Origin of the sequence: Paeniclostridium hominis, from assembly GCF_014306135.1 — a bacterium.
GTDB classification, from domain to species: domain Bacteria; phylum Bacillota; class Clostridia; order Peptostreptococcales; family Peptostreptococcaceae; genus Paraclostridium; species Paraclostridium hominis.
In genome coordinates this window covers 365,691-387,801 of the sequence record NZ_JACRWD010000001.1, presented here as the reverse complement: position 1 = coordinate 387,801, position 22,111 = coordinate 365,691, and the positions used below count along the sequence as shown (strand labels likewise).

The 22,111-nt window shown below is 28.0% G+C and carries 24 protein-coding genes and 1 riboswitch; all 24 genes read right to left on the bottom strand.

All coding sequences use genetic code 11. The features are described 5' to 3' along the window. Nucleotides 1-6 precede the first annotated feature (6 nt). On the bottom strand, nucleotides 7-711 hold the full coding sequence (locus H8891_RS01895) for a sigma-70 family RNA polymerase sigma factor (RefSeq protein WP_147545582.1): 705 nt from the start codon (nucleotides 709-711) through the stop codon (nucleotides 7-9). A gap of 20 nt (nucleotides 712-731) precedes the next feature. After that, a complete protein-coding gene (gene flhA, locus H8891_RS01890; RefSeq protein ID WP_147545585.1) occupies nucleotides 732-2,789 on the bottom strand; it encodes a flagellar biosynthesis protein FlhA in 2,058 nt (685 codons plus the stop codon). A 12-nt stretch (nucleotides 2,790-2,801) separates the two neighbouring features. Next, nucleotides 2,802-4,631 carry a fused FliR family export protein/FlhB family type III secretion system protein gene (locus H8891_RS01885; protein WP_147545589.1) on the bottom strand — a complete coding sequence of 610 codons (1,830 nt, stop codon included), beginning with the start codon at nucleotides 4,629-4,631 and terminating at the stop codon, nucleotides 2,802-2,804. An 8-nt stretch (nucleotides 4,632-4,639) separates the two neighbouring features. Continuing rightward, on the bottom strand, nucleotides 4,640-4,909 hold the full coding sequence (gene fliQ, locus H8891_RS01880) for a flagellar biosynthesis protein FliQ (protein ID WP_147545592.1): 270 nt from the start codon (nucleotides 4,907-4,909) through the stop codon (nucleotides 4,640-4,642). A gap of 18 nt (nucleotides 4,910-4,927) precedes the next feature. Further along, nucleotides 4,928-5,593 carry a flagellar type III secretion system pore protein FliP gene (fliP, locus tag H8891_RS01875; protein WP_187004945.1) on the bottom strand — a complete coding sequence of 222 codons (666 nt, stop codon included), beginning with the start codon at nucleotides 5,591-5,593 and terminating at the stop codon, nucleotides 4,928-4,930. Next, nucleotides 5,577-5,996: a flagellar biosynthetic protein FliO gene (locus tag H8891_RS01870; RefSeq protein WP_147545599.1), complete on the bottom strand. Its 420-nt coding sequence runs from the start codon at nucleotides 5,994-5,996 to the stop codon at nucleotides 5,577-5,579. The genes fliP and H8891_RS01870 overlap by 17 nt, the downstream gene beginning before the upstream one ends. 34 nt (nucleotides 5,997-6,030) lie before the next feature. Continuing rightward, nucleotides 6,031-6,795: an OmpA family protein gene (locus tag H8891_RS01865; protein WP_243207743.1), complete on the bottom strand. Its 765-nt coding sequence runs from the start codon at nucleotides 6,793-6,795 to the stop codon at nucleotides 6,031-6,033. Continuing rightward, a complete protein-coding gene (locus H8891_RS01860; protein WP_147545602.1) occupies nucleotides 6,785-7,591 on the bottom strand; it encodes a motility protein A in 807 nt (268 codons plus the stop codon). The genes H8891_RS01865 and H8891_RS01860 overlap by 11 nt, the downstream gene beginning before the upstream one ends. Before the next feature lie 14 nt (nucleotides 7,592-7,605). After that, complete coding sequence (locus tag H8891_RS01855; RefSeq protein ID WP_147545605.1) at nucleotides 7,606-8,451, bottom strand: flagellar hook-basal body complex protein; 846 nt, start codon at nucleotides 8,449-8,451, stop codon at nucleotides 7,606-7,608. Nucleotides 8,452-8,490: 39 nt separating this feature from the next. Next, nucleotides 8,491-9,042 carry a flagellar hook assembly protein FlgD gene (locus H8891_RS01850; RefSeq protein ID WP_243207742.1) on the bottom strand — a complete coding sequence of 184 codons (552 nt, stop codon included), beginning with the start codon at nucleotides 9,040-9,042 and terminating at the stop codon, nucleotides 8,491-8,493. A gap of 10 nt (nucleotides 9,043-9,052) precedes the next feature. Further along, complete coding sequence (locus tag H8891_RS01845; protein WP_187004944.1) at nucleotides 9,053-10,261, bottom strand: flagellar hook-length control protein FliK; 1,209 nt, start codon at nucleotides 10,259-10,261, stop codon at nucleotides 9,053-9,055. A gap of 13 nt (nucleotides 10,262-10,274) precedes the next feature. Further along, nucleotides 10,275-10,715 carry a flagellar export protein FliJ gene (fliJ, locus tag H8891_RS01840; protein ID WP_147545614.1) on the bottom strand — a complete coding sequence of 147 codons (441 nt, stop codon included), beginning with the start codon at nucleotides 10,713-10,715 and terminating at the stop codon, nucleotides 10,275-10,277. 15 nt (nucleotides 10,716-10,730) lie between these two features. Beyond that, nucleotides 10,731-12,038 (bottom strand): flagellar protein export ATPase FliI, encoded by a 1,308-nt coding sequence (fliI, locus tag H8891_RS01835; protein WP_147545617.1) that lies wholly within the window; start codon nucleotides 12,036-12,038, stop codon nucleotides 10,731-10,733. Further along, nucleotides 12,035-12,820, bottom strand: coding sequence for a FliH/SctL family protein (locus H8891_RS01830; protein WP_187004943.1), 786 nt, complete (start codon nucleotides 12,818-12,820; stop codon nucleotides 12,035-12,037). Before H8891_RS01830 ends, fliI begins: the two co-directional genes overlap by 4 nt. Next, nucleotides 12,807-13,859 (bottom strand): flagellar motor switch protein FliG, encoded by a 1,053-nt coding sequence (gene fliG / locus H8891_RS01825; RefSeq protein ID WP_276510599.1) that lies wholly within the window; start codon nucleotides 13,857-13,859, stop codon nucleotides 12,807-12,809. Before fliG ends, H8891_RS01830 begins: the two co-directional genes overlap by 14 nt. A 13-nt stretch (nucleotides 13,860-13,872) precedes the next feature. After that, entirely contained in the window at nucleotides 13,873-15,447 is a 1,575-nt protein-coding gene (fliF, locus tag H8891_RS01820) for a flagellar basal-body MS-ring/collar protein FliF (protein ID WP_187004942.1), read from the bottom strand. Between the two features lie 23 nt (nucleotides 15,448-15,470). Then, nucleotides 15,471-15,782 (bottom strand): flagellar hook-basal body complex protein FliE, encoded by a 312-nt coding sequence (gene fliE, locus H8891_RS01815; RefSeq protein ID WP_187004941.1) that lies wholly within the window; start codon nucleotides 15,780-15,782, stop codon nucleotides 15,471-15,473. A gap of 14 nt (nucleotides 15,783-15,796) precedes the next feature. Beyond that, nucleotides 15,797-16,201, bottom strand: a complete 405-nt coding sequence (gene flgC, locus H8891_RS01810) for a flagellar basal body rod protein FlgC (protein ID WP_147545629.1) — start codon at nucleotides 16,199-16,201, stop codon at nucleotides 15,797-15,799. A 4-nt stretch (nucleotides 16,202-16,205) separates the two neighbouring features. Next, the gene (locus tag H8891_RS01805) at nucleotides 16,206-16,532 is read right to left on the bottom strand and encodes a flagellar basal body protein (protein WP_187004940.1); all 327 of its coding nucleotides are present in this window, start codon (nucleotides 16,530-16,532) and stop codon (nucleotides 16,206-16,208) included. Between the two features lie 371 nt (nucleotides 16,533-16,903). Further along, nucleotides 16,904-16,990, bottom strand: a riboswitch (cyclic di-GMP riboswitch). 263 nt (nucleotides 16,991-17,253) lie between these two features. Further along, nucleotides 17,254-17,880, bottom strand: a complete 627-nt coding sequence (locus H8891_RS01800) for a class I SAM-dependent methyltransferase (RefSeq protein ID WP_187004939.1) — start codon at nucleotides 17,878-17,880, stop codon at nucleotides 17,254-17,256. Nucleotides 17,881-17,913: 33 nt separating this feature from the next. Further along, nucleotides 17,914-18,774, bottom strand: coding sequence for a LicD family protein (locus H8891_RS01795; RefSeq protein WP_187004938.1), 861 nt, complete (start codon nucleotides 18,772-18,774; stop codon nucleotides 17,914-17,916). A gap of 22 nt (nucleotides 18,775-18,796) precedes the next feature. Then, nucleotides 18,797-19,522 carry a phosphocholine cytidylyltransferase family protein gene (locus tag H8891_RS01790; RefSeq protein WP_187004937.1) on the bottom strand — a complete coding sequence of 242 codons (726 nt, stop codon included), beginning with the start codon at nucleotides 19,520-19,522 and terminating at the stop codon, nucleotides 18,797-18,799. Nucleotides 19,523-19,547: 25 nt separating this feature from the next. Next, nucleotides 19,548-20,603 carry a pyridoxal phosphate-dependent aminotransferase gene (locus H8891_RS01785; RefSeq protein ID WP_187004936.1) on the bottom strand — a complete coding sequence of 352 codons (1,056 nt, stop codon included), beginning with the start codon at nucleotides 20,601-20,603 and terminating at the stop codon, nucleotides 19,548-19,550. 18 nt (nucleotides 20,604-20,621) lie between these two features. Continuing rightward, nucleotides 20,622-22,100: a CDP-glycerol glycerophosphotransferase family protein gene (locus H8891_RS01780; protein WP_187004935.1), complete on the bottom strand. Its 1,479-nt coding sequence runs from the start codon at nucleotides 22,098-22,100 to the stop codon at nucleotides 20,622-20,624. Nucleotides 22,101-22,111: the final 11 nt, after the last annotated feature.

Genomic DNA, 22,111 nt, shown 5'->3' with positions numbered 1-22,111 from the left:
TTCCTCCTAATCTAGGTAATTTAATTTTTTCATCATACCTCTTAAATTTAAGATAGCTTTTTTATTTAATTGCGATACTCTAGATTCAGAAACTCCTAATACCTCACCAATTTCTTTTAGTGTTAGTTCTTCATAATAATATAGTGATAGTACTAACCTATCTCTTTCACTTAACATATCTAATGCTTTCGTTACTGTTTCTATTAATTCATCTTTTTCTATAGAGTCTTCTATATTTACAGATTCATCTTTAATTATATCGATAAGTTTTAAATCATTTTCACTATCTAAAACAATATTATCAAGAGAGCTTGTGTTTAAATTCAAAGTACTTTTTTTAATCTTATAAACTTCATTTTTTGATATATCCATATAATCTGATATTTCTTCTACAGTTGGTTGTCTAAGATATTTATGTTGTAGATGCTCTACACAATTTTTATATGATTTTACTTTGCTTAAGCACCCTCTAGATACAGGTGATTGCTTTCTTATCTCATCTATTATATAAGATGTTATTCTTATTGAGGCATATGTAGAAAATTTGACACCTTTTTCTTCATCAAACTTATCACTTGCATCTAAAAGTCCCATAACACCATAACTTACTAGATCTTCAAATTCCATACCTATCTTATTTGTATAATATTTAGACGCAATGCTTTTAACAATAGGCATATTTTGATTTATCAGTTCTTCTTTACTAATCATAACTATAACAACTCCAATCGCTATATATTAACTACACCTTGAGATTTTATTTGAACATCACTAGGTATTTCATTTAATGACAATATAGTTAAATTAGGAAAGACCATTTCTACTAATTTTCTAAATGGTGCTCTTATTTTTGGAGAAACTAATAATATTGGTCTATTGTTATTAAAGTTTATAGACTCTATAGTACTTTGTATTCCTTTAAATATTTTATTAGTAGTATCTGGATCTATAGCAGGATATGTTCCATTTACAGACCTTTGTAAACTATTAGCTACTAAGTTTTCAATTTCCATAGATAATGTTGTTACTGTAATTGAGTTATTATCATCTATTAGCTCAAAGCATATACTTCTACTCATCGCCATTCTTACATATTCGGTAAGTAGCTCTAAATCTTTAGTATTTCTTGCATTATCTGCCAAAGTTTCTAATATAGTAACTCTATCTTTTATAGATACTTTTTCTTTTAATAAGTTTTGGAATATCTTTTGAACTTCTCCTAATGTCATTAAATCTGGTATTAATTCATCTACAACCGCACTATATCTTTCTCTTGTAGCATCTATAATAGCTTTAACTTCTTGTCTTCCCATAAGTTCATGCGATCTAGCTTTTATAGTTTCAAGTAAGTGCGTTACTAATATTGTTGTAGGATCTACAACTGTAAATCCATATAATTCTGCTTCTTCAGCTTTATCTTTTTCTATCCATAAAGCATCTAATCCAAAAGTAGGTTCTTTAGTGGATATACCTTCCATATCTATATCCATTCCCATAGGATTCATGCATAGTAACATATTTGGCATAAGCTCATATGTTGTAACTGGTATTCCTTTTATTTTGATACTATATTGATTTGGTTCTAATTGTAAATTATCTCTTATTCTTATTGGATGTACAATTATACCCATATCTATTGCACACTGTCTTCTAACAGATACTATTCTTTGTAGTAAATCCCCGCCATTACTTTCATCTGCTAGTGGAATTATTCCATATCCTATTTCTACTTCTATAGGTTCTACATTTATAAGAGTTGACACGTCTTCTGCATTTTCTAAACTTTCTTCCGGAGTCGGTGTCTCTTCTATTTCATGTAATACATCATTTTCTTCAGACTTTTCTTCCTTATTAAGCGTATATCCTATAAATATTGCTCCAGCTCCTAAAGTGAAAAATGATAATTTAGGAAGTCCTGGTAAAAGTCCTAGTAATATTAATACTATTCCTGCCATAAGAACTGCTCTTGGAATAGATATTAACTGCTTTCCTAATTGATTACTAAAGTTCTCATCGCTATTGACTTTAGTTACTAATATACCTGCTGAAGTGGATATAATTAATGCTGGTATCTGACTTACTAGTCCATCTCCTATTGTAAGTCTTGTATATGTCTGTATAGATTCCATAAAATCCATATCAAGCATTACAACTCCAATTACTATACCTGCAAGTATATTTATTGTAGTTATTATGATTCCTGCAATGGCATCACCTTTTACAAACTTAGATGCACCATCCATAGATCCATAAAACTCAGCTTCTTGTTGAAGCTCTTTTCTTCTTTTTCTCGCCGTTTTTTCATTTATCATACCTGCATTTAAATCTGCATCTATACTCATTTGCTTACCTGGTAATGCATCTAGTGTAAATCTTGCAGATACTTCAGACACTCTACTTGAACCATTTGTTATAACAACAAATTGAATTATTATTATTATCAAGAATATAATTATACCTACTACATAATTTCCTCCAACGACAAAACTACCAAAAGACTCAATTACATTACCTGCATATCCTTGACCTAATATAAGTCTTGTAGAGGATATGTTAAGTCCTAATCTAAACAAAGTAGTCACTAAAAGTATGGTAGGAAATATGGATAATTCTAATATACTAGTTGAAAAAATAGTCATAAGTAATATCAGCACAGAAAATCCTATATTCATAGCTAACATTATATCTAGTAAGAATGGTGGTAGTGGAATTATTATCATAAGTATAATTCCAATTATCCCAAATCCAACTAATATATCAGCTCTTTTTTTAAGATTTAATTTTTCCATTTAAAACCTCTTTTACATTTTTTTATATCTATTTTTTATCTTATAAACTGCCACTAATACCTCTGCTACTTCTTGATATACCTTTTCAGGTATCTCTTGTTCAATTTCTACCTCTTTATACATAAGCCTAGCTAAAGGCTTATTTTCTATAATTGGTATATCATGTTCTTTAGCTATTTCTCTTATTTTAAAGGCTACTAAGTCAGCTCCTTTTGCAACTACAATTGGTGCTTGGTCTTTTCCCTTTTCATATTTTATAGCTATGGATATATGAGTGGGATTTGTTACAATTACATTAGCTGACGGTACAGCTTCCATCATCCTTCTTGATGACATTTCTCTTTGCTTTTGTTTTATTTTTCCTTTAATTTCTGGATTACCTTCCATTTGTTTATATTCTTCTTTTACCTCTTGCTTAGTCATTTTTAAGCCTTTTTTATGCGTATACTTCTGATAAGCAAAGTCAAGGACTGAAATTACTAACAATGCCAGTAGTATACTTTGTATTAAGCTTTTTATAAGAGTAATAATTGTACTCATTAAATAAGGAAGATATATATCACCAGTTTTAAGTATTCCCATGAAATTTTTCTCCATAAAAGAGTATCCAACCTTAAATAATATAGTTACAAGAATTATACTTTTAATTAAATTTCCAAGGGCTTTTTTTGAAAACATGTTTTTAAATCCACTTATTGGATTTAGCTTTGATAACTTAGGTTTTAATGGTTCTCCTGTCATCAAAAATCCACTTTGCATTAAGTTTCCTATCACTGAAAATAAAATAATAATTACACCAATAGGAATTATTATTTTCATAAAACCTGTTAGCATCATCATAAGTAAACTTCCAACAATGTTAAATGAAAATTCATTTGAAAATCCAATATTTAAATATTTTACTATTGATTCTTTTAGTTCTGAAATAGCAAAGTCAGACATAGAGTAAATTATCATAAGTACACCTAATAAGGTTACTGTTGTTACTACTTCTTTACTCTTGGCTACATTTCCGCTTTTTCTTGCATCTTTTATCTTTTTTGAAGATGGTTCCTCTGTCTTATCATCAGTTGATAAAATTGCACCTAATGGTGCCATAGCTGACAAATATGAGCTATGACTTATAAAAGTTCCATTTAATATATCAGTCATATGAACTAATAAATTATGTAATTCAGTTAATATAAATGGTAATGATATTACAAAGAACATTATTCCAACTAATATTTTTAATGGCATTCCTATAATCATTACATTTAACTGAGGAACACTTCTTGATATTAGCCCCATTATAAAATCAGTTATTATAAGGGCTAATATTATTGGTACTGCAATTTTAAATCCGATGACAAAACATTGGATAAATACATTAACTATATATCCATAGTTATTAGTTAGTATAGGACTTCCTACTTTTACAAGTTTAAAACTCTGGCTTATACCTGTTATAAGTTTGTGATGTCCATTCATACTAAAAAACACCATTATTCCAATCCAATAAACCATATTTTCTATTAAAGTATTATTTTCATGACTGTTAGGATCATAAATATTTATCATAGATAATCCTAACTGTTGATCTATTAAACTACCTGCTATTTTCAAGCTATTTATACATACACTTGTTATATAGCCTAAAACCAATCCTGTTATAGTTTCTATTACTGCAATATGAATAAAATCATATATACTACTTACTTCTAAATGTACATTAACAGTAAAAGATATTATTACTGACATAAATAAAGTAAAAGTAACTTTAAATGCATTTGGCGTTCCACTCGGAAATATTATATTTATACATGAAAAAAACGCAATCAATCTAATAAATACAAATATCAATTTATAGATTATCCTTTTATTGCTGCTATCATATTCATAATTTTGTTAGTAAACTGTATAAGTTCATTTAGCATCCAAGCTCCTCCAACTACCAAAGTTAATGCTATAACTATTAACTTAGGTATAAAAGATAAAGTTTGTTCTTGGATTTGAGTGGTTGCTTGAAATATACTTACTAATAACCCTACTAATAAAGATAGTATTAGTATTGGTCCTCCTACTAACATTGCTGTATATAAAGTTTCTTTTACTATACTAATTACTACACTTTCATTCATAATGAATACTCTCCTCAATTATTGAAAACTTAACAGTAAAGATTTTATTAATAAATTCCATCCATCTACCATTATGAATAACAATAATTTAAATGGTAATGAAATCATAACAGGTGGAAGCATAAACATTCCCATAGACATAAGTACACTTGATACCACTAAGTCTATTAATAAAAATGGTAAATATATTAAAAATCCAATTTGAAATGCTGTTTTAAGCTCACTAATAGCAAAAGCTGGAACTAATATATATAAAGGAATATTGTCTCTAGTCATCTTTTTTTTATCTACATCTGAATTATCAACAAATAACTTTATATCTTCTTGTCTAGTTTGCTTTAATAAAAACTTTCTTACAGGTTTCTCAGCTTTTTCTACAGCTTGTTCAAATTTAATTTCATGATTCATATATGGTTTTAATGCTTGTTCATTTATCTGTTTTACGGTTGGTGCCATAACAAACATGGTCAAGCAAATTGCCAATCCTACTAATACTTGATTAGGTATTGATTGTTGAGCTCCTAATGCTGATTTTATAAACGAAAAAGTTATTATAATTCTTACAAAGCTAGTCATCATAAACACTATAGCGCTTAAAAACATTAGCATTGTAAGAACTAAAAATAATTTCATTAAAGGAGTGTATTCACCTAAGTACGGCGTTATATCATTTAATGTTTGCATCTTCATTCTCCTTTAGTTTGTTTATTACATCCATTGTGTTGTACATATTCTTATTAAATTTAATTTTATTAAATTTAACTTTTTTAAATTTAGAAGAATTAAATTTTAATTTATTACTACTCTTTTTATTTTTTTCAATTTCTTCTAAATCTGCTTTGTTTAAGTCTCTTACTCTTTCTACATTATTAGGTGAGATTAGTAATACACACCCTTCATCTCCAGTTTTTAAAACTATTAAAAAAGTATCTTTACTAATGCTCACCTTTTCTATTACTTTTGCATATCTGTATATGCCCATATTTTGTAAACTAAGTCCATTCATCTTGTGTGCTATTAAAATTATTAAAAACATTAAAATTATAAATGCGCTTAAATTTACTAAATATCGTAACATTTCATCCATAATAAGTTACTTTTGCTCCTTTTTTCTATTGAGATTATTTGCTTTGATTTTTAGTGTCTTGTGTTTGTTTATTTTGTTGTGATTGATCATCTTTTTGATCTACAATTAAGATATCAACTCTTCTATTTATAGCTCTATTTTCTGGTGTAGAATTATCTACTAAAGGTTTAAATTCTCCATATCCTTTTACTGCAAATCTTGTTGGTTTTATACCTTTTTTCTCAACAAAGTAACTAACAACACTTACAGCTCTTGCTGTTGATAAGTCCCAGTTTGATGCAAATCTTGAATTATGTATAGGAACATTATCAGTATGACCTTCTACTAAAATATCATTATCCATTCCATTTACTAAAGTAGTTATAGTATCTAGAGCTTGTATACTAGTTGGTTTTAATTCATCTCTACCAGAATCAAATAATATAGTTTCATCTAATTGTAATATTATACCTCTGTCTTCTTGTCTTACTTTTATAACATTATTAAGATTATTGTTTTGTATTGCGTTATTTACTTTTTTCTCTAAATCATCTTTAACTTCTTTGACATCTTTTTTGGCTTTATCAATGTCAACTTTTATATCATTTATATCCATTACTTTTGTCACAGCTGTAGATCCTTTTAAAGATTTTTGTAATGCTTCAGATAATTGTTTTAACTTTTGACTGTCTACAGCAGACATTGAATATAGCAATATAAAGAAAGTAAGAAGTAAGGTTATAGTATCTGCATAGGTGTCCATCCAAGAACTTTCACCCATATCATCATTTTTTCCTCGTCTTCTATCTCTACGCGGCATTTGCTGATCCACCCTCTAACTTATTATAGTAAGCCTTCTTCTCTTTTGTTGTTAAAAAGTTTACTAGCTTCTCTTCTATAACTCTAGAGCTATCTCCATTTTGGATACTCATTATTCCACAAATCATCATATCCATACGTTCACACTCTTTTTCACCTTTTATTTGAATATTAGCTCCTAATGGACTTAATACTGCATTTGCCATTAATGCTCCATAAAAGGTAGTTATTAATGCTGCTGCCATACCTTTTGCTATAGTATCTGGAGTTCCCATATCTGATAGCATTTGTATAAGTCCTATAAGTGTACCAACCATACCAAATGCTGGTGCATATGCTCCCCAAACTTTATAAATTTTAGCACCTTTATTAAAGTTATTCTCTGCCTCTGCTACTTCTATTTCTAGAATTTCTTTTACATCTTCCATATCAATTCCATCTATTGCTAATTCTAGACCTTTTCTTAAGAAGTCATCTTCTATTTCAGATACTTCTTGTTCTACTGCAAGAGGTCCATCTTTTCTAACTTTTCTAGCTAATTCTTTAAATTGATCAACTAAATCCACTTTGTTAATATTTCCTGATCTTAAAGTTTCTTTTGTTGCTTTAAATCCTGCTTTTACATCATCCATAGAGAATGTTATAAGTACTGCTGCAAATGAACCACCTACTGTTATGGCTAAAGAGGGTGCATCTACAAATGCACCTATCCCTGTACTTCCTAAAGATATTCCTAATGCAACGAATCCAAAAACCAGTACAAGTCCTATGGGAGTTAATATATCACTCTTTTTCATATTATCCTCCTAAATTATCTCTTTAAATTTATTATTTCTTGAAGTAATTCATCACTAGTTGTTATAACTTTACTTGCTGCTTGGAATGCTCTTGTTGTTACTATCATTTCTGTAAACTCTTCAGAAAGATCTATATTTGACATCTCTATTGCACCTTGATTTACAAGTCCATGCTTAGTATTAAACATTGGCTCTCCAGAGTTTGCAGTTTGTCCATAAAGATTTCCACTTAAAGACTCTAATCCTTCTGGGTTATGAAATATAGCTATTTTTAAAGTTTGAGCATTTTCAACTTTAGTTCCATCTGCTAAAAGATATGATATCTTACCTTCTTTAGATATATTAAATGATAAAACTTTTTGCATTTTTCCATCTGGGTTTCTTTCTTCTTTTGGGATTTGTATCGGCTTGTTATTTCCTCCCTTATCAACTCCCATAACCTTGTATCCATCAGAAGTTACTAAGTTTCCATTTGCATCTAGTGTAAATGACCCATCTCTTGTATATGCATTTTGATTTGGCCCAACTCCTACAACAAAGAATCCATCTCCATCCATTGCTAAATCTGTAGGTCTTCCTGTTGGTTGTATAGCTCCTTGAGCCATATTTCTAAAGATTCCACTTACCTTTGCACCTATACCAACTTGTCCTGGGTTTACCCCTCCTATTACATTAGGATCATCTGCTTTTCCACCAGGAACACTTGAATATATAACTGTTTGATTTAAAGCATCTGAAAATCTTGTAGTTGATTTTTTAAATCCTGTTGTTCCTACATTTGCAACGTTATTACCTACAACGTCCATCTTAGTTTGATTTGACTTCATTCCACTTATTCCTGAATACATTGACTTTAACATAAATTTTATCTCCCTTTTTTATAAATTTATATCTATGTTTTACTTATCTTCACTTGCTTTTATAAGAGATCCATACTCTATGGATTTTAACTCACTTGTTTTATCAACTCTTACATCCATATATACAATTCCATTTTTTACTTCTATACTTTCAACAACACCAGTTATAGTTTTTTTATTTTCTTCTTCATTATCTTTTGTTTTTCTTATTTCGTTAATATTAATTTCATCTGGGTCATAAGCTTCAATATGCTTTCCTATCATTGAAGATGCTGTACCCATAGCTAGATTTGTCAAAACTCCATTTGTTAACCCTTCAATATTACCCATGCTATTGTTTAAATTTTGCATCTGCTCTAAAGTATTAAACTGAGCTAATTGAGTTATATACTGAGTTGGGTCTTGAGGATTCATTGGATCTTGATGACTCATCTGCGCTACTAATAATTTTAAAAATAAGTTTTTATCGGTTTCTTTTCCAGCCATCACTATAGCTGTTCCATTTTCAGTTTTATTTGAAGATTTAGTGTTGTTTGTTTTTACATTAGTTTGTTTTATATTTTTTTGAGTTACATTCATAAAATTATTCATACTCTAACCTCTAAGCTAATATATTAAAATTCTCTTGCGAGTTAGCTACTTCTTCTATATCTTCTATAGAACTTACTTGCTTATGATTGTTTCTTTTTTGTTTTCTAGGTTCTTCTCTTTTTCCAAACTGTTGGCTTAAATTATCTGAAAAGAAATTTTCTGAATTTGACTTCATAGTTACAACTACATCTTTAGCTTTTATACCTAAATCAAATAAGTGCTTATTTATATCACTTATATTTTTATTTAACATTTTAAAAGTATCTTCTTTACTTACGTTTATAAATACCTTAGTTGCTTCACTATCTTTCATAAGCTTTATAGTCATATCCCCTAATTCTTTAGGCTTTATATTTACTTTGATTTCTTCTATATTATTATTTTTTAAATACTTAACCATCTTTATAAAATCATCTGCCATATTATTTGCTCTTATAGTTACAACTGGCAAATTTTTATTGGCAACTGAATCTTGGATAAAAGCTTTATTAGATACTGTAGAAAAAACACTGACATTTTTATCTAGTATGTTTTCTAAAATATTTAAATCCTTGTCATCTTTTTTAGGTTTCATATCTATGACATTGCTTTTATTTGTATTTGTAGATACATTTAACTCTTCATAAGACTTTAAATTTTTTATCTCATCATCTAATTTTTCAATCATATTTAAGGTACTTAAATTATCTAACTCAACTGGATTTGTTGTTTTTTCTCCAGTTTTTTTCGACATTTGTTTGATATTTATTTCATGGTTAGGTTTTAATACATTAGATGTTTCTTTTAATAAATTAACTTCTGGTTTAATATCTTTATCATTTTTATCTAAATTCACATTGTTATCCATATTGAAAATTTTATTAAAATCAAAGTCATTACCAAATTCATCTTTAATTAAATCTATTAACTTATCTTCATTTATATCGCTTAAACCTAATTGAAGATTTTGGTTATTTAATTTATTAATTATAAAATCCATTTCTTTTTTTATATCATTATCTGTGCTACCTATTTCTTTAAATAGTTTCATATTAGAAATAAGATTTTGTAATAATGACATAATATCCATACTATTATCATTACTAGTGTTGTCTTTCTCTAAATCTAAAGAAGAAATTATATCTTCAAAATCAACACTATTTGATAAAAAACTATTTAAACTAGTCTTTTCAGATGGCCTTTTACTCAATTCTGTAGAAATATTTAAATTAAAATCCATATACAACCATCCTTTATGATATCTTCTTTTTATTTCTTATATATGCATATAAAGCAAATTCATCATTTTCTATTTGCTCTTTTCTTTCTTCTTCTTTTCTTAACTTTGTAAGTTTATTTTCTTTTAAAGTCTCTAAAGATTTTCTATTTATCTGTTTTTCAATAAAATTATCTTTTGCTTCAGATACCTTTTTTTCTTTTTCTACTAGCATATTGTTACATTCTTCAATTGTTTGGGTAATAAAATATAAGTAGTTAGATCTAATTTTTTGGCTAATAGTATCTTCAGATTCATTAAAGTTTGAGTATCTTTTATAATCAGAATTTAACGATTTAATATTTTCTTCTAATATTTTTTTATCATTCTGAGCCTTTGTATACTCTAATTTACTTGCTTCTTCTTCTTTTATTTTTATATCTAATAACTTTTGTAACTTAAACTTATATTTTGTCACTTAAAACGCTCCTTGTTATTTAAATATACTTTTTAATTCAATTATACTTTTTTCAAATTCAGTTTTTTCATTTACACCTTGTTTTAAAAATGAATTAACTTTATCTATATATTCAATAGCCATATCTATGTTTTTATTAGAACCATTTTCATATGCTCCTATATTGATTAGGTCTTCAGCTTCTTTATAAGTTGCTAATATATCTCTAGCCAATGATGCGGCATCTTGATGTTCTTGTTCACATATTTCTTTCATAAGTCTGCTTACACTGTTTAATATATCTATAGCTGGATAATGATTCTTATGAGCTAAATCTCTGGATAAGACTATATGTCCATCTAATATACCTCTTACAGTATCTGCAATAGGTTCATTAAAATCATCTCCATCTACTAATACAGTATAAAATGCAGTTATAGATCCATGTTCTGACATTCCACTTCTCTCCATAAGTTTTGGAAGTAGTGCAAATACTGAAGGTGTATATCCTTTTTGTGCAGGTGGTTCTCCTATAGCAAGTCCCACTTCTCTTTGAGCCATAGCAAATCTTGTCACAGAGTCCATCATCAATATGACCTTTTTACCTTGATCTCTAAAATATTCAGCAATTGCAGTTGCAGTTAATGCTCCTTTTAGTCTCATTAGTGGTGATTTATCTGAAGTTGCACAAACAACTACAGATTTTTTCATACCTTCTTCCCCTAAATCTCTCTCTATAAAGTCAAGTACTTCTCTGCCTCTTTCTCCTATAAGTGCAATAACATTTACATCTGCTTGTGCAGTTCTTGCTATCATTCCTAGTGTAGTACTTTTTCCTACTCCACTTCCTGCAAATATTCCTATTCTTTGTCCTTCTCCACAAGTTAAAAATCCATCAATGGCTCTAATTCCAGTTGGCATAATATTTTTAATTCTTGGTCTTTTCATAGGATCTGGAGGTTCATTTGAAAGGCTATATCTTTCTCCACCTAAAATTTCAATATCATCTATTGGATTTCCTATTCCATCAAGAACTTTTCCTAAAAGGTCTTCACTACACTTAACACTAAGAGGAATTCCTCTAGCAACTACTCTACACCCAGGTGCTACTCCTGCTAACTCACCTAGTGGCATAAGAATTACATTGTTATTTTTAAAACCTACAACTTCACAATTTATAGGTTCATCTGCATAATTGTAAACAGTGCATAACTCTCCAACGAAGGATTTTATACCTTCAACTTCTACCGTCAATCCTATTATTTTAGTAACCTTACCTTCTGCTATTACACCTTTTATATCTAAAACTTTATGTTTTAATCTTTCAAAATCTAAATTTATCATAATAGCTCCTCTTTTACTTTTTCTATTACACAGTCAATACCTACAATTAATCTTCCTTTATTAGTTTCAATTATTGCATTTCCTGCTTCTATAGAATTATCTGCTAGTACAAAAGCTTGACCCTTTATAGATTTTTCATTTTTTAGAACATTAATTTTTTCATTTATACTTTCTACATAAACTGAATTTGCTTTAATAACAAAATTTTCGCTAATTTCATATTCACTTATAACAGACTCTAGTATGTTATTCATCGAATCTATTTCTTTGAATTTTTCTTTAAGTACTTTTTCCGCTATTGTTATACTTAAATCTATTATTTGTTTTTTATTTTCCTTTAAATATTCAACAACTTGATTTTTAGAGTCTATTAAAATACTACTTGCTTCTTGAATAATTTTTTCTGACTCTGACTTTGCTTTTTCGATATGTTCTTCATAAGCTTCTTTATAGCCATCCTCATATCCATTTTGTAGTCCTTGTGAATGACCTTCTTCATAAGCTTCTTGCTTTATTTCACAGGCTTTTTCCTGAGCTTCTTCAACAATCTTTGAACTATCTAATTCTGTTTGTTTTAAAATTTCTTCATATTTTTCTTTAGCTTTTAATATCTGTTTTTCTAATTCTTCTTTAGTTTGTTCTAATTCAGCTTTAATTTCTTCATCTTTTTCAACTTGTTCTTTTAAATTTGTATTATCTAAGTGAGTAGTTTTTAAAGGTTTAAAACCTTTAAAAACTATCCCATCTGATTTTATAATATTTGTACTTTTAAATGAATTCATCTTCTGAACCTCTAGATAATGTTATTTCTCCAGCATCTTCAAGTCTTCTAACAATATTTACAATAGATTGTTGAGCTTCTTCTACTTGAGATATTTTTACTTTTCCTAGTAAGTCTATTTCTTCTCTTAAAGCTTGAGATGCTCTTTGAGATTGGTTTTTAAATATAGCACCTGAAACATCTGAAGATGCACCTTTAAGAGCAAATGCAAGATCTTTAACATTAACTTCTTTAAGAATTCTTTGTATAGCCATATTATCAAGTCTAACAATATCATCAAATATAAACATGTTAGATTTAATTTCTTCAGCCAACTCTTCATTTTTAGACTCAATGAATTTGATTATGCTCTTTTCTGTTTTTCTATCAACGTTACTTAATATATCTACTAAACTATTAACTCCTCCAGAACTTTCCATATCTAACTTGCCTAGACTAGTTAACTTTGCTTCTATAGCTTTGTCTATAGATTTTATTACAGCTGGTGCTATGTTAGATGTTGTTCCTATTTTTAAGGAAATCTCAAGTTTTAATTCATCTGGTAATTCAGACAATACAAGTGCAGCTTTATCAGGTTGAATATGAGATAGTAATATAGCTATAGCTTGTGGACTTTCACCTTGTATACATGCAAGTATTTGTTCTGGTTCAGCTTTTCTAGCCGAAACAAAAAGTTTTGTGTATGCATCATACTTTATACCTTCTAGCAGCTTAGTTGCCCTTTGACTTCCTAATGCACCATTAAGTAATGATTTAGCACAATCTATACCACCTTCTATAACAAATTCTTTACCTTTATTTAACTCTATAAATTCTTGTAAAACTTCTCTTCTCTCTCTTGGTTTAACAGTATTTATATTAGCTATTTCAACACCTATTTTTTGAATTTTTCTATCAGATAAATTTTTTATTACACTTGCAGCTACTTCTGGTCCTAAAGTCATAAGTAGTATAGCTGCTTTTCTTGCACCCGTAACTCTTCTAAACTTAGGTATGTCTCCTAAGTCAAACGCATTACCTTTAACGCCTTCTTTTTGCAAATAAAATCACCCTTTACTCATTTAACCAACTATTAACTAAATCTGTAACTTGATCTGGGTTATCAGCTGCAAACTGTTTAACCTCATCTTCTAAGCTTATACTTACTTCGTCTACTTCTTCGTTACTATTCAATCTATTTTGCTCCAATTCTTCTAGTTTTTTGTTGATTAGTTCTAATTCATCTTCTTCTTCTACATTTTCTAACTCTGTAGGCTTACGTTTATTTTTTATAACCATATAAACTACCGTACCTATAAGTAATCCTAAAATAATTAAGATTATTATTCCTGTAACTATTAACATTGTTGATAATGACTTATCTTTGCTTATAGCGTTTTTGATAACTCCAAATGTACTAGTATCTTGTTTTTCCGTTTCAAATCCCATAGAAACTACTTTTACATTGTCTCCTCTTTTAGGATCCATTCCTATAGTATTTGCTACCATATCTTGAACATTTCTTACTACATCATCACTTAAATTTCCATTTATAGCTACTGATGCTGTAATTTTGTTTATTTCACCTTTTGCTTTTATTGTTTTAGTTTCAGTTTTTCCTGTTTGATACTGAATATTTTGTTCGTTATTTTCAATACTTCCCGTTCCACTTTCGTTAACGTCACTCATATTGTTATCTACTGCTCCACCTGTATTTTGTTTTTCAGTAGATTTACTGCTTGATTTTGATTCATTAGTAATTACTTTGTTAGGATCTATTACGATCTCAGTTTTTTCACTTGCATCAAAGTTTAGATCCGTATTTACAGTTGCTCTTACTTTACCTTGTCCAAATATTGGTTCTAAAAGACCTGTTATCGATCTTTCAAGTTCTTTACTTAAGTCTTTTTCAGCCTTCATAGCTTGATCAACATCACTTAAGTTAGAAGTATTTATATTTCCGTTTTCATCAATTAATCCTTCTGATAGTAGTTTCATATTTTGATCTATTACTTCTACATTTTGTTTAGGTACATTATCTGTACTTGCAGAAACTAAACACATAATAGATCTTACTTGAGCTGGTTTTAGAGTTTCACCTGGATTTAAATTTAAATAAACTGCAGCTTTTCCTGGTACTGTTTCATTTGCAAAAACTGATTTTTCACCTTCAGTTATATGTACTCTAGCACTTTCTACTTGTGGAAAAACTTTTATAGTTTTTTCAATTTCACCTTGAATCATACGTTGTTTCTTTATCTCAAACTCTTCATCTGTCATACCAAATGATGACCCTTCATCCATTATTTCAAATCCTTTTGAACCATTTGATACATTAGAAGATAATTCCATCCTTAATTTATCTACATCTTTTTTTGGAACTAATATACTATTTCCTTCTATCTTGGTATCAACTTTTTTTGATTCAAGTTCTTTAGTTACTGCTGCTGCATCACTAGATTCTAGTCCTGAAAATAAAACTCCATACTTATTAGCTCTTGAATAACTTATCCCAAATACTATTGCTAGAATTAAAGATATAATTGCAACTACTATTGCTATTTTTTTCTTTTTAGATAAGGTACCAAACTGTTCTTTTTTAACCAACACAAAATCTTTTATTTTTTGTGGCAATTCCTTTATATTCATCTAAAATTCTCCTTGCTATAAAGTTATAATTGAACTCTATTTAGCTCTTGATAAGCTTCATATACCTTATTTCTAACTTCAATCATTAACTGCATTGACATCTGAGCTTCTTGAGCAGATATCATTACATCATGCATAGAAACGTCGCCTCCTTTTAAAAGGCTCTCAACTTTCTTATTTGCATCTACCTGCTTGTCATTAACTTTATCTAGTGCATCTTTTATTACATTAGAAAAGTTACTTTCTTTTTCTACACTTTTACTTTTTGTAGTTTTTAACAAATCATTATTTGTTAAGATGTTGTTTACTCCGCTTATAGCTCCTATTCCAGTCATAAATCCACTCCTTTTTATCTGCCTATTTCTAAAGCCTTAGATATCATATTTTTTTGTGCATTTAATGTATCTATATTAGACTCGTAAGCTCTTGAAGCAGTCATTAAATCTGCCATTTCTACTAATATATCTACATTAGGATATTCTACATAGCCTTGTTTATCTGCGTCAGGATGATTTGGTTCATATAGTTTTCTAAGTGGCGCCTTATCTTTTTCTATAGAAACTGCCTTTACACCAAGCATACCTAACTTTTTATCATAATTTTCCTCAAATACAGGAACCTTACGTCTATAAGCTCCACCTTCTTTAGTTCTCGTAGTCTTCATATTAGCAATATTTGATGAAACTATATCCATCCTTAAACGTTCTGCTGATAAAGCACTTTGGCTAATTCTCATTCCTCCAAAAATACTCATCTAATTACCTCCCTGTTATAACACTTCTAGCCATTCCTAATTTTATATTAGTTAAAGTTATAAGTGCATTGTATTCAAGAGTTGTAGCTGCTTGGTTAACTTTCTCATTTTCTAAATCAACATTGTTACCATCTACTCTCATCTTTGAGTTTTCATCTGTTTTGACTTCTATTTTAGGTTTTTTATTTATAGAGTCTTTCAATGTTTCTTCAAAGTTTACATACTTTCTCTTATAATTTGGAGTATTAATATTTGCAATATTGTTAGCAATAACTCTACTTCTAAGTTCTGTTGCATCTAACCCCATCTTGATTAAACTATATGTTTCCATTATTACCTCCTTTTTCAAATAAAAAAAACTACTCTTAAAGAGTAGTTTGATCACTTTTATAATATATCAATGATTTCTAATCGTATTATATAAATTAAAATTAAAATCAGAAAATAAAATATACCTACTTAATGTCTAAGTCAAAATCAAATAAATATTTTTCAGCTTTAATATATCTAATAAATTACGATTCAATATTTAATATTTAAATGTTTTTTGTATACTTGTAAACCCATTTTAAGGTATATTAAAAATTTCAATAAATGTTTATGTACATTTGCAGATGTCTCCTGATTTTATTTGTAAATTATATAATTATCCATAATTCACGATCTTCATTATATCAATGATAACAAAAAGTTTATTAACCCTTTGGCAGCTGGCTGGCGTAGTTTAGATAAACATTAGCCCCTATAGTTTTGCGTCACTAGATTTCTCTAGATTTGCCTTTGAATATCATCATTCGACTTATATATCTATTTTATACCATTATTCGACTTTATTCAAGCATTTACTTTAATTTCTACGTCTTCCATTTAATACTAATATAAAATATAATTTTAAAAAAAGACCAATTCCCATTGATTTAACAATATTTTTACCTTTTTTTACCATTTTTTTAATTATTTATTATATTTTATATTTTAAGTGATATATTACATTTAATTTATGTACTTTTTTTATTTATTTGTACTTTTAATCCTTTAATTTTACATTTAAATTAACAATCTTTTTTAGCAATTATTCTAATTACTACTGGATTTAAATCTTTATAAATAGCCCAGTTACTACTTTCTTTTGCTGAAATAATTTTAAATCCTTCTTCTTTTAATGTCTGGACTAATTCATCTATAATAATAAATCGTCTATAGTGTTCATTATAAATATATGCATTTCGACCTACATTTTTTCCCAATCCATATAATTCATCTTTTACACTACGAACCTCTATAAAAAACATTCCCCCACTTTTTAAAGAATTATAAACTCGTTTAACAAGTATTGTTTCTTCTTCTTCTGTAATTGAGTGTATCGTAAATCTACTATACGCATAATCAAATTTATTTTGATCAAGTAAGTTTGAATTAACAAAATCATCACATATAAATTTAAGATTATCTTGTTTGTTACTATCATTTAATTTTAATATTACTGCTTCAGATTGATCAATTGCAGTAATATTTATATTATATCTTGAAAAAAATTTAGCATCCCTACCATTTCCGCATCCTAATTCAACTAATGATTTGTCCGTTTCTAAAAACTCAATAATATCGTTGGCAAATTTAGATGCTTCCTTCGGGGCTATATCTTTATTATAAAAATCATTCCAATATTTATTATCCATTAGCTTTTTTCCTTTCAGCAATATATTTTAAAGTTATCTCTCTAATTTCACTTCTGTTCCATCTAAAAACTTAATATACGATGCAGGTGATGTACTACCTCTTTTATCTTCAGGAGGCAATTTCATGTAGTCTCCATAAGTTACAGTTAAAATTTCATCATATGCTTCTGGTACAAAAAATTCATATCCTTCAAATTCCATTGTAATTGACTTTTTATACCACTCTTTTTTAAGTACTTGTCTTTCATTTCTTAAATAATCTAAGTTATAATATGCAAAAAGATCAGTTTCTTTATTTTGATAGAATTTTGCAAAAAATTCAAATACACGTATAGTTAATTTACGTGGAATAAAGCATAATAATTTAAAAAATAACCTACTATAAAAATGTTCTTTAACTACACATCCTACAGGAGCCCAAAATATTTTTCTACACATCTTACATATAACCTCAAAATAATACTGTGTAAATTTGTTATCTGAAATATTATCTAATGGGAAAATATCCATAAATATTCCTGAATCTTGTTTTAAATGTTCTTGTCCAACTCTCATATAAGTAGTGTTTTTTAATCTTAATTTCCCATAAACCCAGTTATAATGCTTATCAGTTTCTTGATTTTGAAAGAAAAATTTACTTTTATCTAATTCTTCTTTACAAACTTCACAAAACCTTTCATACTCGCTTCTAGACATTTGAACATCTATATCATCATCCCATGGTATAAAGCCTTTATGTCTAACTGCACCAAGTAAAGTACCATCAGATAAGTAATATTTTATATTATGCTTTCTACATATCCTGTCAAACTCTTTTAATAATAGCAATAAATTACTATGTAATTTTTCCAATTCTTCTTTATTTAATTTCAAACATTCATTTTTTTTACTCATAATTTCTCTCCCAATTTAAATGTCAACTAATATTATATAGTTCTTTCTTATCATTTTTACTAATATAGTTTAATATTCTTTCATAGTCATCAAAATAATCAATTTCCGACCAAAATTTTCCATTAACATCTATAGTATCAATTGCTCTATCTTCTATTAAAGAATATAAAATATTCTCCCACCATAATTGATGTTGTTGACTACTTACTAGGCAATTTAGCTTATCTTTGAATTCTTTAATAAATGATTTTCTTATTTTCCCTATACCTACATACTCACAACTTCTCTCTTCTATAGGTAGTTCTTTACCGTACTTAATTATATATCCATTTTCTGTTTTTAAAAAGAAATCACCTATTTTGGTTCTACTTTTATCTACCATCAGAGAAACGTCTTTTTTTTCCGATATAATGGTATCTAAAATTTCATTTGTAAAATACACATCTGCATTTAAAATAATAGTATCTTCTGTTAATTCCTTTCTAGCAAACCATAAAGAAGCTATACTATTTGTTACATCATAAAAAGGATTATAATAATATTCAACATCTAAACCTTCTAATGCTTCATAAATTTTTTCTTTACAATATCCGACACACACTATTGGTTTAATATTTCTATCCAGCAACATAGTTACACTCCTTCTAATTAATGGAGTTCCATCAACCGGTAACGTGGACTTAGGTATTTCTTTTATTATTCTAGAAATTCTAGTTCCTCTTCCTGCTGCTAATAAAATAGCTTTCATATTTGTCTCACACCTTTACATATCTTTATAATAAATCTACTTTTTTAAATTCATTCCAAAACTTCTCCATAGTATCAATACTTCCCGTAGTAATTCTAATCCATTTTTCTAAAATAGGATTAGAATATGTCTTAATTAAGATGTTTCTTCTCTTTAGCTCTTTAAATAATTCCATTGGAGGCTTTTTACTTTTTATCAAGATATAATTAGCTCCATTATTATAAAATTCATATCCATTTATTTTTAACTTAGATAATAAATATTCTCTTCCCTGTCTTTCTACGTTTATTAAATCTTTTGTTATTTCTGGATATTTTAATAAGTTTTCTGCAATTTTAATAGCAAAACAATTAACTGAATAGGTTGAACTAGCATTTTTAATCATATTTATTATATTGTTATTAGAAACAATGTACCCTATCCTACATCCAGCTATGGAGAATAATTTCGAAAAAGTACGAAATATAATTACATTATCATATTCTTTACAAATATTTATAAAACTCTTAGGATAAAAATAGTGATATGCTTCATCAATAATTACAATTGCTTTATTATCTCTTGCTTTTTCTATAATCATTCTCACTTCATTCTCTGTCCAGTTCCTTCCAATAGGGCTATTAGGATTTAATATTACAACTATTGATGTATCCTCATCTATTAACCCCAACATATCTTCAACTTTAACTTCAAAATTTTCATCGTAGAAAACTTTACAATGTTTCATACCATACATATTTGCATATACTGAATACATTTCGAAACTAGGACTGACTGAAACCACTTTTTTTCCTGATTGTCCAAATACTTCAAAAGAAAGGCGCATAGCATCATCAGATCCATTAGTTAAACAAATATTGTCAGTATTAAAGTTTAACATTTTTGACAATCTATCAACTAAAGTATTAGTTTCTGGATACATAGCTAAATATTCAGGTGTAATTTCATTTAATACTTTTTTAAAAAAATCTGATGGTAATCCTTCTGGATTTTCATTCATATCTAATCTTAAAAAACTTTCGCGACTTTCTTTATAACTAGTTCTATATAAATTTTTTATATTGGGATTAATATAATACATAATTTTTGACCTTTCTATCTAACTTAAAATACTTTCTATAGCTTCCTTTTTTATAGTTTCATGTACTCTTTTTCCACATTCCCCATCAAGATTTGTTATACTTTCTTTTAATCTCTTTATACGTTCTTCTTTTTTAGGATCTTCGCCATTTATTACCATATTTATAAATTTTTCTACATTCATATCCTTATTGACAAAGTAATTTCCTAAGTAATCTATTGCATATATTCTATTTTCTTCAATTAAACTTTCTTCGATCATTCCTAACACAGGTTTTTCAGTTGCCATATACTGAAACATAACAGAACTATAGTCACTAATCAACGCATCAGATACAGACATAGCAGGATAAACATCACTATTTAAATCTATAATAACATTTTCTACATTTGAAATTTTCTCTAAATAATTGTTAAATAATCCCATTAATTCTTGTCTCATAGTTTTAATAGTTCTTACTGTAAGTGGATGTTGTCTCCAAATCAAACAACATGAATCATACATTATAAATGTATCCAAGATCTTATTCATATCTTCCATCCACTTTTTTCCATTTTCTAGTAAATTAGTTATTCCTGTATTTAACAGAAATACTTTTTTATTATTTATTATTTCCTGCCATTTTTTTGCATCTTTAAATGATTTTTTCATTGATGAAATAGTTGCATCAAATTTAGGAGACCCCAAATTTAAAACTTTATTAAAATCATTACCACTTGCTACATACAAATCCTTTTCAACATCAGATTGAACGATAACCTTTGTAGCATTTATAACTCCAGGTAATTCACTAAAGTGGCGCTTATCCATTAAATCTAAATAACTGCCTGCTACAAAATACGGTATATATACCAACATATTTGTATGTTTTAATAAATTTTTAGAAAAATGCCTAGAATCAACTCTTGTTAATCGATTTGCCTCATCATATGGATTATGTATATATATAACATCTGGTTTTCTATTTTCCAAATCATATAAGCTATAATGCGTAACTTCTATATCATCAGAAAATTCATTTCCTTCATAACAGAATTCATTGATATATCCTTCACTATCCAATTCATAGTAGGGTATTGGTACAACATAACAATTACAATTCGGATCATTTTTAGCTTCTTTCCACACACTTTCCATACAATCCCACATAGATACTTTATAAGGCATAAATACAACTTCAATTTGAGTCTCTATATCATTTTTAATACTATAGTTCAATTTATAAATCATATTTTCAATTAAATCTAAACACATTTTAAACTCTTTACATTTATTTGTTAAAGTCATTGCATAGTTTGCTTTATTTATTATTTCATTTAAAATATTTTTTGTATTATCATTTTCACCTTCAACTTGCCTATATATATATATCATTGCCTCTAGGCAATCACCTATCATTGCCTGAGCTTCAATTCCACCTTTATTTTTTGCATAATCAAAACCTTCATTTATAGTTTGAATCAGTTGTAATATATTTTGCTTTTTATTTAATCTCATATTTTGATACC